General features: G+C 36.6%; 16 protein-coding genes, 1 tRNA gene and 1 pseudogene. 7 read left to right on the top strand and 11 right to left on the bottom strand.

Annotated elements, in window-relative coordinates:
• Positions 1–297: 297 nt before the first annotated feature.
• The gene (locus tag SD427_RS03675) at positions 298–702 is read left to right on the top strand and encodes a helix-turn-helix transcriptional regulator (RefSeq protein ID WP_320559948.1); all 405 of its coding nucleotides are present in this window, start codon (positions 298–300) and stop codon (positions 700–702) included.
• A gap of 215 nt (positions 703–917) precedes the next feature.
• On the opposite strand, the gene SD427_RS03670 is transcribed toward SD427_RS03675, so the two are convergent.
• The 9 genes and pseudogenes from SD427_RS03670 to SD427_RS03635 all read right to left on the bottom strand — a co-directional run bounded on the left by SD427_RS03670 (position 918) and on the right by SD427_RS03635 (position 8,136).
• A complete protein-coding gene (locus SD427_RS03670) occupies positions 918–1,301 on the bottom strand; it encodes a hypothetical protein (protein WP_320559947.1) in 384 nt (127 codons plus the stop codon).
• 13 nt (positions 1,302–1,314) lie between these two features.
• Complete coding sequence (locus SD427_RS03665; protein WP_320559946.1) at positions 1,315–2,571, bottom strand: hypothetical protein; 1,257 nt, start codon at positions 2,569–2,571, stop codon at positions 1,315–1,317.
• Positions 2,572–3,283: 712 nt separating this feature from the next.
• Positions 3,284–3,856 carry a hypothetical protein gene (locus SD427_RS03660; RefSeq protein ID WP_320559945.1) on the bottom strand — a complete coding sequence of 191 codons (573 nt, stop codon included), beginning with the start codon at positions 3,854–3,856 and terminating at the stop codon, positions 3,284–3,286.
• 17 nt (positions 3,857–3,873) lie between these two features.
• Positions 3,874–4,380, bottom strand: coding sequence for a hypothetical protein (locus SD427_RS03655; protein ID WP_320559944.1), 507 nt, complete (start codon positions 4,378–4,380; stop codon positions 3,874–3,876).
• The gene (locus tag SD427_RS03650; RefSeq protein ID WP_320559943.1) at positions 4,377–4,637 is read right to left on the bottom strand and encodes a hypothetical protein; all 261 of its coding nucleotides are present in this window, start codon (positions 4,635–4,637) and stop codon (positions 4,377–4,379) included. The genes SD427_RS03655 and SD427_RS03650 overlap by 4 nt, the downstream gene beginning before the upstream one ends.
• A 3-nt stretch (positions 4,638–4,640) precedes the next feature.
• Positions 4,641–4,814, bottom strand: a pseudogene (locus tag SD427_RS19035) (JAB-like toxin 1 domain-containing protein); the annotation flags it as partial.
• 107 nt (positions 4,815–4,921) lie between these two features.
• Positions 4,922–5,563, bottom strand: a complete 642-nt coding sequence (locus SD427_RS03645; RefSeq protein ID WP_320559942.1) for an RHS repeat-associated core domain-containing protein — start codon at positions 5,561–5,563, stop codon at positions 4,922–4,924.
• Between the two features lie 9 nt (positions 5,564–5,572).
• Positions 5,573–6,682, bottom strand: a complete 1,110-nt coding sequence (locus tag SD427_RS03640) for a hypothetical protein (RefSeq protein ID WP_320559941.1) — start codon at positions 6,680–6,682, stop codon at positions 5,573–5,575.
• A complete protein-coding gene (locus tag SD427_RS03635) occupies positions 6,682–8,136 on the bottom strand; it encodes a hypothetical protein (protein ID WP_320559940.1) in 1,455 nt (484 codons plus the stop codon). Before SD427_RS03635 ends, SD427_RS03640 begins: the two co-directional genes overlap by 1 nt.
• Before the next feature lie 132 nt (positions 8,137–8,268).
• Between SD427_RS03635 and SD427_RS03630 the strand changes: the two genes are divergently transcribed.
• Positions 8,269–8,517, top strand: coding sequence for a helix-turn-helix transcriptional regulator (locus tag SD427_RS03630; RefSeq protein WP_320559939.1), 249 nt, complete (start codon positions 8,269–8,271; stop codon positions 8,515–8,517).
• Positions 8,518–8,870: 353 nt separating this feature from the next.
• Here SD427_RS03630 and SD427_RS03625 read toward each other — a convergent pair.
• A tRNA-Ile gene (locus SD427_RS03625) sits at positions 8,871–8,944 on the bottom strand.
• 61 nt (positions 8,945–9,005) lie between these two features.
• Positions 9,006–9,404 (bottom strand): methylmalonyl-CoA epimerase, encoded by a 399-nt coding sequence (gene mce, locus SD427_RS03620; RefSeq protein ID WP_320559938.1) that lies wholly within the window; start codon positions 9,402–9,404, stop codon positions 9,006–9,008.
• Between the two features lie 90 nt (positions 9,405–9,494).
• Here mce and SD427_RS03615 point away from each other — a divergent pair, with 90 nt between their 5' ends.
• The 5 genes from SD427_RS03615 to SD427_RS03595 all read left to right on the top strand — a co-directional run bounded on the left by SD427_RS03615 (position 9,495) and on the right by SD427_RS03595 (position 15,621).
• Complete coding sequence (locus tag SD427_RS03615) at positions 9,495–9,854, top strand: ribosome-binding factor A (RefSeq protein ID WP_320559937.1); 360 nt, start codon at positions 9,495–9,497, stop codon at positions 9,852–9,854.
• Positions 9,855–9,857: 3 nt separating this feature from the next.
• Entirely contained in the window at positions 9,858–11,063 is a 1,206-nt protein-coding gene (locus SD427_RS03610) for an ABC transporter permease (RefSeq protein WP_320559936.1), read from the top strand.
• Between the two features lie 48 nt (positions 11,064–11,111).
• The gene (locus SD427_RS03605; RefSeq protein WP_320559935.1) at positions 11,112–12,932 is read left to right on the top strand and encodes an endonuclease; all 1,821 of its coding nucleotides are present in this window, start codon (positions 11,112–11,114) and stop codon (positions 12,930–12,932) included.
• 65 nt (positions 12,933–12,997) lie between these two features.
• Positions 12,998–13,735 carry a shikimate dehydrogenase gene (gene aroE / locus SD427_RS03600; protein WP_320559934.1) on the top strand — a complete coding sequence of 246 codons (738 nt, stop codon included), beginning with the start codon at positions 12,998–13,000 and terminating at the stop codon, positions 13,733–13,735.
• A 77-nt stretch (positions 13,736–13,812) separates the two neighbouring features.
• On the top strand, positions 13,813–15,621 hold the full coding sequence (locus SD427_RS03595) for a DUF349 domain-containing protein (protein WP_320559933.1): 1,809 nt from the start codon (positions 13,813–13,815) through the stop codon (positions 15,619–15,621).
• The last annotated feature ends 32 nt before the right edge of the window (positions 15,622–15,653 follow it).

Below are 15,653 nucleotides of genomic sequence, written 5' to 3'. Positions count from 1 at the left end.
TTAAATCCATTATTCATTCATTTTGCGATCCGGCTTTATGAAACTCTCTCCAGAGGATTTTTTTTATTACTATTATCCTACTCATCGATTTCCATCGGTATTTTTATCTTTTTCATAAAAATAAGATTTAAAATGCAGGAACTGAATTCCGGTCTTATCCGTGAATAATTTATACTTTCAGGGAATAAAATATCCGGGCGAATGGGTTATTCTAAAGGATAATTTTTTTTAACTTTACCATTCAATGAATTAACATAAATGGCTTTATCTTTAAGCCTTAAAATTTAGATAACCGCTATGGAACAGAAAATACATCAGGGAAGAAACGTGAAACGCTTCAGGGAAATGCTCGGCATCAAGCAGGATGCCCTGGCCTTTGACCTTGGCGAAGAATGGAACCAAAAGAAAATTTCCATATTGGAACAAAAGGAGGTTATCGACGATCATATTTTAAAAGCCATTTCCAACGTCCTGAACATTCCTGTAGAGGCTTTTCAGAATTTTGATGAGGAACAGGCTATTAATATTATTTCAAATACTTTTCACGATGAGGCTTTCATTGGTAATTCTGGTGGTACATACAACATCAATCCAATTGATAAGTTAATTCAACTTCACGAAGAAAAGATTGCTTTGTATGAAAGGATGCTGAAGGAGAAGAGCGAGATGATGGATAGGCTTGAAAAGCTGATTAACAAATAAAATATAAGTAATTCGGGATAATTACTTTTTCATTGATACGGCTCAGCTATGATGGTTGAGCCGTATTTGTTTTCTGTAATTCTTTCTGATTATGATAATAAGAAAAAAAGCACCTACATTTCTGTAAGTGCTTAATTTTAAATGTGGTCCCACCTGGGCTCGAACCAATAACTTATTTTTTCAATATTTAATGAGGGGTTTAGCAATTCATGAAATTATCGGGGAGAAAAATAGGGAGTTTTTAGATTAATCTTCTCCAAAAATATCATATCAATATCGATATTAATATCTTCAATTTTAACATTGTTTGCATCCGAAAAATCAAACTTCCCTTTTGCACTAAAAGGTTTAAAATAACTAAAATTCATGCTAGAATCTCCATTACTTGCACCCAAAACTAAATCCGCCGAAAAACTTCCAGACCTAACCTCAAAAGTTCTAGCAGGGATATCCACGTAAATATTACTATAATAAACCTCTGCATCCCAATGGTCACAACCATAATTTCCTGGGCTAGTATCACTAAGAACATCGTTCCAGATTTCTATATCATTGCAGATTTCTACAGCAATCTGCTCCCTAATTTTATCTATTTCCATAATTAAAAATTTATTATTTTTTTTCTATTAAAGATTCATAAAGTTTGGTTCTCCAAAAATCTTTAGAGACAACATCAGTATGCTCAAATAAGTCTTCTACACTTCTAAGTAATTCAAATAAACCAAAAACGTTAGTAACATTATTATTCATCAGGTTATTAAAAATCTGATCTTTATAAGCTTTGAATTCAGGTTTTTTAGAATATTTAACCTTCTTAGCAATTAGCTTTTTTACGTCATCAGGATTTTCAATTTCTATAATACCTTTAGCGTCATCACTTACTTGTTCAACATATTCTCTTATTAATTCAGGCAATAAACCAATTTTTTCTAAAACATTAGAAATACTACCGCTATGCCTATAAGTCAATAAATCAGAAGCAAATTCATTTTCATCAGACTTCATTCCTCTTGGTCTTAGAAAAATTTCGCTTTCTCTTCCATTATCATTAAAAATTAATGTAAACATTCCATTAAAAGAAACTGCATTCCTTTTAATTTCATCATTTTCTAATATGAGAGTAAACTTTAGGGATAAATTAGGAGTTAACACTATTCCTTTACTAAGTTGAAAAGAAACATAGATATTGGATTCATCAACTACAAAGGAATTAATATAAATCTCTTCATTGTTATCTTCTGCATAGCTATCCAAAGCTAAAAGAGCTATTACAATAGAGAAGTTAATTCCATAATCTTTATAACCATCAGCTGAAGTTATAGCTCTAAAATAGTATTTACTATCTTCATTTTTATAAACTAATCTTAAGCTACATTCATCTTCATTGTTCTCATTTTTAGCTTTTAAATAATCTCTAATAAAATTCACCAATGTTTCATACTCGAGATCTCTACAATAATTAGCAAATTTGCTTAATGAATAATAATCAAGAATATCATTTTTAGCAGAGTAGACAGTTTCTACCTCTAAAATATCACTCCCATTTTCTAAAAGAATTTCTTCATCTTCGACTCCAAAAATTTCAAAAACGGCTTTTTCTTTTTCATAAAGTCTTTTCAATTGAACATTTCTTATCTTCGACTTTATATCCTTTTTTTTACATGCAGCATCTAATTCTAAAAGTGCATCAATCAACGGTGTAGCATTTCCAATTTTTAAAATTTCCTCTCTATTATCTTCTAAAGAATAAAGTTCTTTCAACTCCTCTTTATATTCTTCATTAATTTTTAAATCTAAAAGCCTTTCAATTTTAATATAGCTTTGTTCGTCAAAATCTCTAAAATGAGCTTCTTTTTTTCTTAAAATCATAATTAATCATCAGTTTTTTAATTAAACATAAAAAAGCGTTTTTAAAAGGAACGCTAACCTTGATTTAACCTACTTCTTTTTTTTCGGTTCAACTTGAGACAAAGCACTAGCAGCTACCGACTTTACTTTTGCGGAAGTTTTACTACTTCTCAAAAGTGCAGACGCTTTCGTCCCAATTTTAGAACTGGTCGTTTTCTTAGCCATATTCAAAAATTAGAGTTATTCCTCTTGAATTACGAAAAGAGGATTTATCCGAGAAGAGATAATTAATTATGTAGTTTAGAAAAAAGTATTATTTTTGCAAACTTAAAACCAAAAGAGACTCTCTCTTCTAATGAGTCAAAATTAAATAAGTCCTATCTGCCAAGTAAGGACTTATTTTCTTATCACCATTATATTGCCAAATTTGCAAAATAGAGAAAATCACTTTAATGAAAATAAAAAAACAGGAAATAATGTCACATTTTCCGTAAAACAATTCGGACATTCTAAATATGTGACAATTACACTTCTTTTTCATGATAAATAAAACCATTAAAAATCAATTAAAAACTTTTTGATGATAAATTAATATTATTTAAAACTTTTAATTAATTTTTGAAGCACTTCCAAAAGATCTAAAAGCATATTTGCACGTATTTTATCGGAAAAAATGTCATAAAACCCTTCTATGCTTGTTTTATTATTTAGTATATCTATAATATAGAATCGTTTAATCTTTGTACAAAACAAGCCTTATCTGGTCAAAACCACCTTTTCCTTTAAAACGAAAAAGATAAGCATTTAAATTTTCACCTTTCCATTTTACATCATCTCTTACCGTTTCCTCATTAGATTTTTCTAAATCTTCGTATTTAACAAAAGTCGGATTACCTATTTTTTCTGATAGAAATTTCTTAATCTCTTCAAATTTATCCGTAAAAATTTCTCTTGGAGTTTCAATTTTCTCGTCATAATTCCACTTATAGAATTTGAGTTTTACATCTTGTTTTTTATCAAAGAAATAATCAACTTTCAAAACAAAATTATTAGCAGGTCTTTCGTAAGAAACAGGATTTTCAAATTTATGATTGTTGAAATAAGGATAAATATCTTCACTCACTCCCCAAAAGTAACCTAATGAGACATCTTTAGATTTTTCGGAAATTTCTTTTTTCTTTATTTCAGAAATCTTTGGGAGCTCCAAATTAATTTCTTTTTCTACTTTAATAGTTTTGTCTTTATAAACAGAGCAATCATTTAATAGAAAACTTATAATTAATAACAAAACAAAACGTTTATTCATAGCTTTCTAAAACAATATTATTTTGAAGGAGGTAGAGGCGGAAGATATTCATATTCTGCATTTGGCTTAAAATACTTCATTAGATTTCCCTTATCAATCAATTCTAAATTTTGCAAATCTTTAATCTTATAAACAAATCCCTTTTGATAATCATTCCCATGATAATATGGGGGCTTTAGGTTATTATCAATAAAGTTTAGTTTACTTTCCTTATTAACTAATTCAAATTTTGATTTATAGGGTTCAACAACAATAATTTTATTTTTTTTATATTTAAAATAGCCTATTTTTTTAACATTATAAGTTGGGCGAAGTATATTTTCGCTTTCTGAAGACAGAACAATTAAAGTATCATATCTATTAAACACATAAAAAATACTATCAGTTTTAGACATACTATCATGTATTTTATCTACACTTTCAATAACAGTATTATAGATTTCATTTGATGTAAAATATTCATTTTCTTTTTTACAACTTAATAGACACAACAATAAGGAATAAAGAATTATTATTTTTTTCATTTTAATGATTTTAAATTAATTGTAGAACTTACATTTACTTTAGAGTTATTATGCCAATAGTATTTCCACAAAGTATTTTTACCGTCATTAGGAGCATAAAAAAGATAATGCCCAGGATAATTAGTACTTTTAGTTCTGTTATAATATACTCTATCCCCGTCTCTTGCTACACCATAATCTCCGTCAGTCATACCATTAACAGGTGAAGGTCCATTTATATTTTTATGCGAATGAATTTCAAATAATAATTTAGACATCGATTGATTTTGGAAATTTGGAGGTGTTAAACCTTCATTATGACCTGTAAGTACAGTATAAGAAACCCCCTTTCCTACTTTATAAGCCTCTAAACCCCATTCAACGTTAGAGTTCTTAGCAGCAAATGAAAAAACATTAGCAGCATCTTCAGCATCCGTGGTTCTTCCGAAATTAATTCCCTTAGGGAAAGTAGAATCTTTTAGTCCATAATCAGTTGCTAAACTGCTTATAATGGTTCCATCACTTGGTTTAGCCTTATCTATTACAACAGGAGATGTATTTGTTACATTCCCTTTTTTATCAGTAGCAAAAGTCTGTCATCGTTTCTTTTTTCACTTCCATCATTAGGGTCAACTCTGGTAACAGAACCATCTTTTAAAAGTTTAAAATCAGTAAGAGGAGCTCTCCCGTCTGGGTCAACATTGCTTATGGGATTATTAAATACAAAATTGTATGGAGACCAACTGCTAAACTCCTCACTCAATGGGTCAGGAGAAAACCACCTCCCTGCTGTATCTAAGTAGGGTTGAGCATCTGGGTCACTTAAATCTATTTCTCTGAATTCAACAATCTCTTTAGTCTTTTTGTTGAATCGTACAGAGCCAATGCTCACAATAGAATCCTTATCATGGAACTCTAAATACTTTCCTTTGCTAAGTGTAGCTACTTTAGGATAGTAACCATATTTTTTAAAAGGATTCCCAGCCTCAATGTTTTTTCTTCTCCTTTCAGCTTCTTCAGGAGTTAAATTATCTCTGGATTTCAAAACCTCATCCATATAAGGTCTGTTTCTTTCTTCTTTTGTCAGCTTTACAGGGTTGATGTATGGTTTCTCTGCTTTGGGTTTAGTCTGGAATTTATTTTTTTCTTGTGCTTGTGTAAATCCTGCTATAAGTACAAAGCCAGTCAATACAATTCTTTTCATGGCCATTTGTTATTTCGTAAAGTTATTTAATAATTTTTTATTCTCGTATTTTTCTCTTTCTGTTTTTAAGGAAACTAACCAATCCAGATACATTTCTTCTGGCATTTGCCTGTAACCAAGCTCATAGATATGAGTGTATTGTTTAGTCATTAGCTCCATGATTTCTTTAGCTTTTGGGTCTTGTTGAGCATTTTTTATGTTTTCAGGATTAGTGGAACTCAGATTTTGTTTATCCATAAACTTTTCAAACTGTGCCTTGTGAGTTTCAGCTTTCAGAATTAAGGCTTTAGCAAAGTTGGGATAAACTTCCAATGCTCTGTTTATGGTTTTTAATACAAACTCTCCATCATTGTCAGGAAAATTTCGGTTATATGCCTGTGATAAATCAAAAAGACATAAAGCAAGACTTTCTTTGTTGCTCAAGGCTTTCATAAACACTCCATTTTTTATGGCATCCAAATGAATAAATCCCGAAGCCATTAACCACGAATCCTGTGGGAATATACTACTGGTAAGCTCTGTGTTATACCAGCCATCAGACTTGATTTGATGTTTGATGTAAACGTGGTTGGGTGCTAATGCCAGATTAGCTTCTATTCCTAATTCCTCAGCTAAAATCTTGTACAGATAAGGCATAGAATTACAGTTCCCTTTTTTGGTAGCCAGAAGTTTAGATACAAACAGATTAGTAATGTCTTTATGTCCAAATACATCCTCAAAATCATAGTTGAAAGGTTTGTACTGGATTACTGTATCTTTAATAGCAATAGGCAGGGTCTGGCACATGATGGAATAGACTGCTGCATACTTGCTTACCTTTTCTTTATCTGATTGTTTATAGGTTAAATCTCTACTCTGAACAATAGCATTGGCAAAGCCCTTTAAAAAGGCTATTTCTTGATTTAATTTGTCCGTATCCAACTTACCCTGATAGTAAGCATTTTCTACACTAAAAACAGCCTCTTTGAAGCTGTATTGCTGTTTATCATTCAGCATGTTATCAATAGTCTGGTAGGCTTCGTTATAAAACTGGTTGTTTTGTGCCTTAGCTGTTCCAGCACTCAGCCATAAAAATAGTAGAGATAGGAATAAGGTTCTATATGGTAAATGTTTTTTCATTATAAATGTTTTGGGTCTATTGGGAAATACTGGGCTTTCTCTTTAGACTGTTCGGATTCTTTTTTCTTTTGTTTCTGGGCTTCCTGTTGTTTTTGCTTTTGCTTTTCAGCATTAACCTGTCTCATTCTTTCAGCAAGTTCTTCACTTTTCTGTCTATTAGATTCCCCTTTCATATTGCCTAACCACTGCTCGTATGCTCCTTCGGGCATCATTACAAATCCTAAGTTATCAATATTGTTAAATTGGGCTTTGGTTTCCTGTAGTAAAGCCAATGCTTTAGGATAAAATCTAATGTTTTGGAGTTCCTCTGGGTTTTCAAGGTCTTTAATTCCTAATTGATTGACTACATAAGTCAACCTTGCCTGTTGATACATAGATTTAAGTTGATTGGCATAAATGTTATTGGGAGAGTATTCCAGTGCTTTATCTAAAGTTTTTCCCACAAACTCATCCATACCATACTTATGAGCATACCCATTGGCTAAATCTGCATAGAACTGTGCTAACAATTCTTTTTTACTCAGGCTTTTCATGTAAATGTCATTCTGTAAAGCTTCAGATTTTATATAGCCTGATTCCAGTATCAATGAATTAGCAGTAAAAATGCCATTGGTAAGCTCTGCATTCTGCCATTCTCCCTCTTCATCCAAAAACTTAATGTAAGTATGATTAGGTGCATAGGCTAAAGATGCTTCTGTATTCATTTCTTCTGCCAGCATAAGATACAATAAAGGCATGGAATGACATTGTCCTGAACCAGTTTTTAGCAGTTTGGAAACAAACATCTTGGAATGGTCTTTTTGCCCCATATAATCCTCAAAATCATATTTATAAGCTTTATGTTGAACCCCTCCAAGCTTCATGTCTTTAGAAAAGTATTCAAATATCATCAGATTTTTATATGTGTTGCTTTCCGTGTCCTCTTTTCTTTCTTTCATTTTCTGCAGGAGCTGTTTTGCAGTTTTCTGAATTCCAGATTTAAATTTATTAAAATTTTGTTTGCCTCCGTAGTAAGCATTTTCCACAATGAAATTGGCTTCACTTACTGTGTAGTTGTCAGTATTAAGTGAGGCTAATTGATTGTAAGCATCATAATAAGACTGTGTTCCAACTTTTCCTGATAAAGAGGGTAAATTGTAATAAGAATCTTCTGTGGTTTGTAGCCTGTTGTATTCTTCCTGTTTACTTCTGGCTTCCTGCTCCTGAGCTACTCTCTTAAAATCCTCTTGAACCATTCTCATATTCTGCTGGTCTATTTGTGAACTTCTTTGATTATACAAACCACCATGAGGAACAGAGGGAACATTTGACCTTGCTGGGCTTCCATAGTTTGGATTGGAAAAGTTACCCAGATTACTTGGATTAGAAGCTTGGGAGGTGGGAAAATTGGGAATCTGCCCAACTCCATATAAACTTAGAGACAACAAGCTCAAAACTTGTAATTTTTTCATCATAGATATTAATAATTTGTGTGTTTTGGTGGTTGCAATTTTACAAAAATTTCTACAAAAGTAAAAACGGTTTCCCATCACTGTAAACATTAATGTTTACCCACTAAGCAAATATAAAAGATAATATTGACATCAATGTCAATAGACCCTAACAAATTTACGTCCTATCAAAAGAATCTGGGAGAGAGGCTTAAAAGCATCAGAGAATCCAAAGGGTATTCTTTGACTGACTTGGCTTCTCTGTGTGATTTGGAGAAAACTGCTATTTCCAGAATTGAAAATGGCAGAACCAACATCACCTTTAAGACTGCCATTGTACTTTGTACAGCTTTAAAAATCGAGCTTAAATATTTTTTTGATATTTCAATAAATCAAGACCTTTAATTAAATTCTTTTTTTCATATCAATTAATTTTATCCAAATGTAGGATAGGGTAACGACAAAACTTGTCGTGTTACTAATTAGTTTTAAATTTTAATAAAATGATGTTTATATGTTTCCTGATATAGAAATATGGCATATAGGTTCAGGTGAGGATATTAACCCATATCCGAGAGAACCTTTCGATGATAAAACTTTTATCATAAGTGAGGTTTATTACGAAAAATAAATATCGTTCGGAAAAAAATTCTGTATTTAACTTAACAAACAACTTATAAATAGTATATTCAGAAATAAGAATTCTTGCAATAATATAAAAAAAGACACTCACATTCTTGTAAGTGTCTGATTTTTCGTGGTCCCACCTGGGCTCGAACCAGGGACCACCTGATTATGAGTCAGGTGCTCTAACCAACTGAGCTATAGGACCTCAAAATTGGTTGAATTTTGTGATTGCAAAAATAGTAAAATTTCCGGCACTACAAAATTTTTTATGGTTTTTCTTGACACAATTCTACCAGTACCCCGTTGGTGGATTTCGGGTGGAGGAAGACAACCAGCTTGTTATCAGCGCCTTCTTTCGGTTCTTCGGAGATAAACTGAAACCCTTCTTTTTTTAACCGTTCCACTTCTGCCAGGATATTTTCCACCCCGAAAGCCAAGTGATGGATGCCCTCACCTTTCTTACCGATAAATTTAGCAACCGGGCTTTCTTCCTTACTGGCTTCCAGCAGCTCGATTTTGGATTCCCCGGCGGCATAAAATGAGGTAACAACCCCTTCCCGTTCCACGGATTCCTGTTTATAGGATTCCTTTCCCAAAAGTTTCGCAAACAGTTCATCAGAAACGCCCAGAGATTTTACGGCAATGCCGATATGTTCCAATTTCATAAACAATTATATCAATTAAGTGGTAAATTTAATAAAGCCCGGTATTTTCAAAGGATCAATTCAAACAAAAATACTAAATTTGCAGGACTTATGGAAAGCAACAGACAAAGAAAAGTAGCACAGATCATACAGGAAGATTTCGCGGAGCTGTTCCGCAAACAGGCTGCAGAAAGCAAACAGAGCATCCTGGTATCCGTTTCGGATGTCAAGGTAACCCCGGATCTTGGGATTGCAAAGATTTATCTGAGCATCTTCCCGAAGGAATTCCGTTCTGCCGTGATGAAGGAGATCGATGAGAACAAAGCCCAGTACAGGAATTTCCTCGGCCAGAAAATGGCCAAGCAGGTAAGGGTAATCCCCAACCTGAATTTCTACCTGGATACCGCTCTTGATGATGTTGAGAAACTGGAGCGCGAATTGAGAGGCGAAGGCGACAACCCTATTTTATAAGACTTGAAGAACATTGCATTTTATATCGCTTCCCGCTACCTTTTGTCAAAAAAAGGGAGCACTGCCGTTACGTTTATTACGTGGCTGGCTGTAGGTGCCATGACGGTAGCCGTTACTGCAATGTTCGTGATCATTTCGGTATTTTCAGGACTGGAAGACCTCAACAAAGACCTGATCTCCAACCTGCATGCCGACCTTACGCTTAAAAGCACAGCCGGGAAAACACTAAAGGATTTCGATAAGATCAGTGCTGCCCTCAAAAGCAATAAAGAAGTCAGCCATTTTTCAAGGGTCATTGAGGAAAAGGTGTACATCAGCTACAACGGAAAAGGCGATATCGCCTATCTGAGAGGCGTTGATTCCGCCTATACGCAGGTGAACCCAATCAACAAAGATGTATTCTACGGATCCTACCCGAGCTTTAAATATTCCAATGAAGTCCTGATGGAGAATTCCCTGGACAACAGGCTGTCGGTTCCCGTACCATCCAGTACGGCCTACGCAACGATCTTTATGCCTAAAGCAGGGACAGGGATCATCAACAAAGAAGAAGACATTTACCATAAAAAGGATATCCTCGTTACCGGCGTTTTCCCCGGAAAAGACCAGCTGGACAATTATATCATCTCTCCTATTGAGCTGACGGAAGAACTGTTAAACCTGCCAAAACATTCAGCGTACCAGATTGTGATCAAACTCAGAAATCCTGAGAATACGGCAACAGTAAAACAACAGCTCCTGTCTGCGCTGGGTAAAAATATTGAGGTCAAGACAAAGGAAGAGGAAAATGCGGCATTCTGGAAAATGATCAATACGGAAAAACTGTTCATCTACCTTATTTTTGCACTGGTGATTTTCATCACCACCTTTAACCTGGCAGGTGCCATCATCATCCTGCAGCTGGATAAAAAGGAGCAGGCAAAATCCCTGATTTCATTAGGGTTCCCGTTAAGCCACCTGAGGCAGATCTATTTCTATACCGGCATACTGATCGTGGTGCTCGGGATTATTTCCGGACTGATCCTGGGAACGGCACTCTGCTATTTCCAGCAGTACACGGAATTCTTTAAAGCCAATGAAACACTGCCTTTCCCGGTGAAAATTGTCGGGAAAAATTACGTTACGGTATCCCTGACGGCAGCCCTTTTCGGGTTCGGTATTTCGTGGGTATTTTCAAAAACCAGCAGGGAGTATATTACCAAAAGTTAACATAATAACATTCATTTTTTCGTACCTTTGTGCCCCAAAATAAAAAAAATGAAGCGGACTTTACTCTCTTTTTTAATGAGCATGGCATTCATCAGTGCCTTTGCCCAGATCCCGACAGGTTATTATGACGGAACGTCAGGCCTTAGCGGTGCACCCCTAAAATCCAAACTGAAACAGATCATTACCAACGGCCATGTTGACCATGGATACGGCGGATTATGGACAGGTTACCAGACTACGGACCGGGATAACCTTTCAGGAATTCCAGGATATGAAAACGACGGGACCATTATGGATATGTATTCTGAAAACCCGAACGGCACAGATCCTTACAATTTCACTTATGGCACTACCCAGTGCGGCGGCTCAGGCTATACTAACGAAGGAGACTGCTACAACAGGGAACATGTAGTGCCCCAAAGTTTATTCAGCGAAGCTTTTCCAATGAAATCGGACATCCATTTTATACGTGCCACTGACGGAAAAGTGAACGGAATGAGATCCAACTATCCTTTTGGTAAAGTAGGCTCAACTTCTTACACTTCCCAGAACGGGTCAAAACTCGGAACTTCGGTTTCTCCGGGGTATTCCGGGACTGTTTTCGAGCCGATCGATGCTTTTAAAGGAGACATTGCCAGAATGATCTTTTATTTTGTAACAAGATACGAGACACAGCTTGCCGGCTTCAGTTCCGGAAACATGCTCGGAGGCTCTGCATTTCCGGGATTACAGACCTGGGAACTTAACCAGTTACTGGCCTGGAGTGCCGCAGACCCGGTTTCTGCGACTGAAATTGCCAGAAACAATGCATCGTATGCATACCAGGGAAACAGAAACCCTTTTATCGACCATCCGGAATACGTGGCCCAGATATGGGGAAATATTGTTCCTGATACCGAGGTTCCTACAACCCCTGCTAATTTAACAGCCAGCAACCCTTCTTCAAACTCCATTTCATTAAGCTGGACCGCATCTACGGATAATACAGGAGTTGCCGGATATGATATTTATGTGAACGGAGTTCTGTACTCAAGTGTTTCGGCAACAACGGCTACCGTTTCAGGATTGAACCCTTCTACGACATATACGTTTTACATCATTGCAAATGATGCTTCAGGAAATGCCTCTGCCGCAAGTAACACGGCAACAGAGACTACCCTTGCGGGCGGACAGCCGGGCGGAGGTAATACAAGCTGCGGTACGGAAGATTTTGAAAACATCCCGGCAAGTGCATCAGGCTACGCAACAAGAACCTGGACCAATAACAATATAACCTGGACCGCTACTGATGCCAGAACTGACCAAGACATCAACGGATCAGGCAATAAAGCAATTACCATCAGAAACGGAAACCTTACGAGTTCCACCATCAGTGGAGGAATTCAAAGCCTGACGGCAAAGGCACAACTGGAATTCTCAGGAACTTCAGGCAGTCTGGATGTTAAGGTTAACGACATCACAGTGGGTACCATCCCTTATACCAATACCTCAAACGCTTTGGTCACCATCAATAATATAAACATAAGCGGAAATTTCGTAATCAGTATTGTAAATCCTGTCAATGGCAACAGAGTTTCTATCGATGATCTAAGCTGGACGTGCTCCGCTACCTTAGGCACTACAGAAGCTGTAAAAACCAAATCAGGCTTTACGATCTATTCGAATCCTGTAAAAAACAATGAGCTGTATGTAAAAGGAGATAACCTGAACAGGATCTCAAAAGCACAGATTTATGACCTTTCAGGGAAACTGATCCAGACGGTGGAAAACCCTTTTAAAAATTCCAATAAGATTCATCTTAAAGGTCTGGTAAAAGGAAATTATATCCTTACCGCTGACAGCTTTTCTGCAAAATTCATTATAGAATAACAGACTGCTAAAAATATTTTATCATAAAGGCCGGTTTTTCCGGTCTTTTTTTTATTTTTGAAAGTATGGATTCCAATAAAAAATTAGGCCTGATCGGGAAGAACATTGCCTATTCCTTTTCGAAGAAGTTCTTTGAAAACAAGTTTCAGAAACTGATGCTGAAAGGGTATTCCTATGATATTTTTGATGTGGCGGAAATTGAGGAGGTCCCGGATATTTTTTCCGCTCCCGGCATTGTGGGATGCAATGTAACCATTCCTTATAAAGAGAAAATCATCGGATATCTGGATGAACTGAGCGATGAAGCCCAAAAGATCGGTGCCGTTAACTGTATCCTGATTGAAAACGGAAAGAAAACAGGCTATAACACGGATGCTTTCGGTTTTGAAAAAACCCTGGTCCTGCATAAAAAGCCCCATCAAAATACCGCCCTGATCCTGGGGAACGGAGGCGCGGCAAAAGCCGTACGCTATGTGCTGGATAAACACGGAATCAGTGCGCTTACAGTTGCAAGGACCTCTGAAGTGAATTTTGAAAACCTGGATAAGGAAACCATCGGAAATCATAAAATCATCATCCAGTGCACACCTGTGGGAACCTTCCCTGATGTCGACGACTGCCTGGATTTCCCTTTTGAAGGCCTTACGGAAGACCACCTTGTCATTGACCTGATCTACAACCCTAATTATACCCGGTTCATCACAAAAGCTTCAGAAAAAGGAGCGAAAACAGTGAACGGATATTATATGCTTGAACAGCAAGCAGAAAAAGCCTGGGAAATTTGGAATTTTCAAAAAAAATAACCTAAATTAGTCCTTTAATTGGCATTTTAACCCTATATTTAAAGCTTAATTAACGCCACTCACATAAAAGATTTGCTATGATTACAGAAAACAACCTTTCTGAAAACGAAGAGAAGAATAATTCTAACGAACTGCCGCAGGGGGACACACCGGAAAATGCGGTTCCCGCTCCTGAAAGCATACATGAAGAAGAAGCGGAACACGAAGAAGAGCATGCTGCAGAGGCAGAGATCTCTTTAAATGATGCCCTGAAGGAAATGGAGACAATCATCAATGCGCCGGATGCAGGGGAAAACCTTAAGAAATTCAATCAGCTGAAGGAAAAAGCAAGTCATTACATCCATGATGAAGTGGAAGACAAAAAGCATGAGTATGAGGAAGGCGGGAATGCTTCTGAAAATTTCAGTTACGAGCATCCTTCCCAGGCCAGGTTTTCTGCCCTGGTAAATATTTTCAGGGAGAAATACGACACCTACCAGAAAGGCCAGGAAGAGGAACAGCATAAAAACCTGGAATACCGCCAGAATATCATTGAAAGGCTTAAAAACCTTTACACCAACTCGGAGCCGGGAACCAATCTTTTCAAATCCATCAGGGAAATTAAAGAAGACTGGTCCAAAGCCGGACAGGTAGCGAAATCTGAATTCAAGATCCTTAACAATAATTATTTCCATCACCTGAACCAGTTTTATCAGATGCTGGACCTAAACAAAGAATTCCTGGAGCAGGAATACAGCCACAACCTGGAGAAAAGGCAGCACATCATTGAGCGTGCAAAACAGCTTGAACATGAGCCGGTGATCCAGAAAGCGCTTAACGAACTGCAGTACCTCCACAAGCTCTGGAAGGAAGAAGCCGAGCCGGTTTCTGAAGAATTCCGTGAGAAAACATGGGAAGAGTTCAAGGAGATTTCAAATAAGATCCATGAAAGAAAATCCGAGCTTTCAGCAGCCATAGAAACGGAACAGGCCGCTAATCTTGAAAAGAAAAACCAGATTATCGCCGAAATCAAAAAACTTACCGAGCCTGCGGAAACCCCGAACCACAACTACTGGCAGAATTCCATCAGACAGGTGGAAGACCTCCGTTCAGAGTTCCTTAAAACAGGCAGTGTTCCGAGAAAGCTTTCCAACCAGAACTGGAATGATTTCAAAGCCATCCTCAGAACATTCAATACTACAAAGAATACCTATTACAAATCATTAAAAGGATCCCAGCAGGCTAATCTGGAAGAAAAGCTGAAACTGATCCAGATGGCAAAGGACAACCAGAACAATGAAGAATGGGATGTTTCCGTTGCACTGTTCAAAAAACTTCAGGAAGACTGGAAGAAAATCGGGCATGTGCCGAAAAGCATGACCAATAAAATCTGGGACGAATTCCGTGATGCCTGCAACACCTTTTTCAACAACTACAGGGAGAAAAGCAATGCCTCAACGGATAACTGGAAGGAAAACTACAAGAATAAAAAGACGATTCTTGATGAGCTGAAAACCGTTTCCGATGAGGAAGGAAGTGTTGAGAAAATCGAAGCCATCAAGACGGCGTGGAACAATATCGGGAAGGTTCCGAGAGATAAAATCTCAATCAACACCGAGTTCAACAAAACGCTTAGGGAGAAACTCAAGCTTAATAAAATCAACGAATTTGACCTGAAAGAAGAAGGCTTATCCGAGAACCAGCTGACCGATAAGGCAAGGAAGATCAAGAACCAGATTTCTGATCTTGAAGCCGAAATTGTGAAACTGGAGAACAATCTGGCATTCTTTAAGAATCCTTCTAAGGAAAACCCGTTACTGAGGGATACCTTTAATTCGATTGATGACAAGAAAGCCCATCTGGAAACCTTGAAACAAAATCTCCACAATATCATCTCCGGAGAATAAATATTTAACAATCTACATAAGGCGGAGCAAAG

This window comes from Chryseobacterium sp. JJR-5R (genome assembly GCF_034047335.1).
Lineage (GTDB): Bacteria > Bacteroidota > Bacteroidia > Flavobacteriales > Weeksellaceae > Chryseobacterium.
The sequence above is the reverse complement of the archived record's forward strand: the minus strand, read 5'-3'. Positions and strand labels throughout refer to the sequence as shown.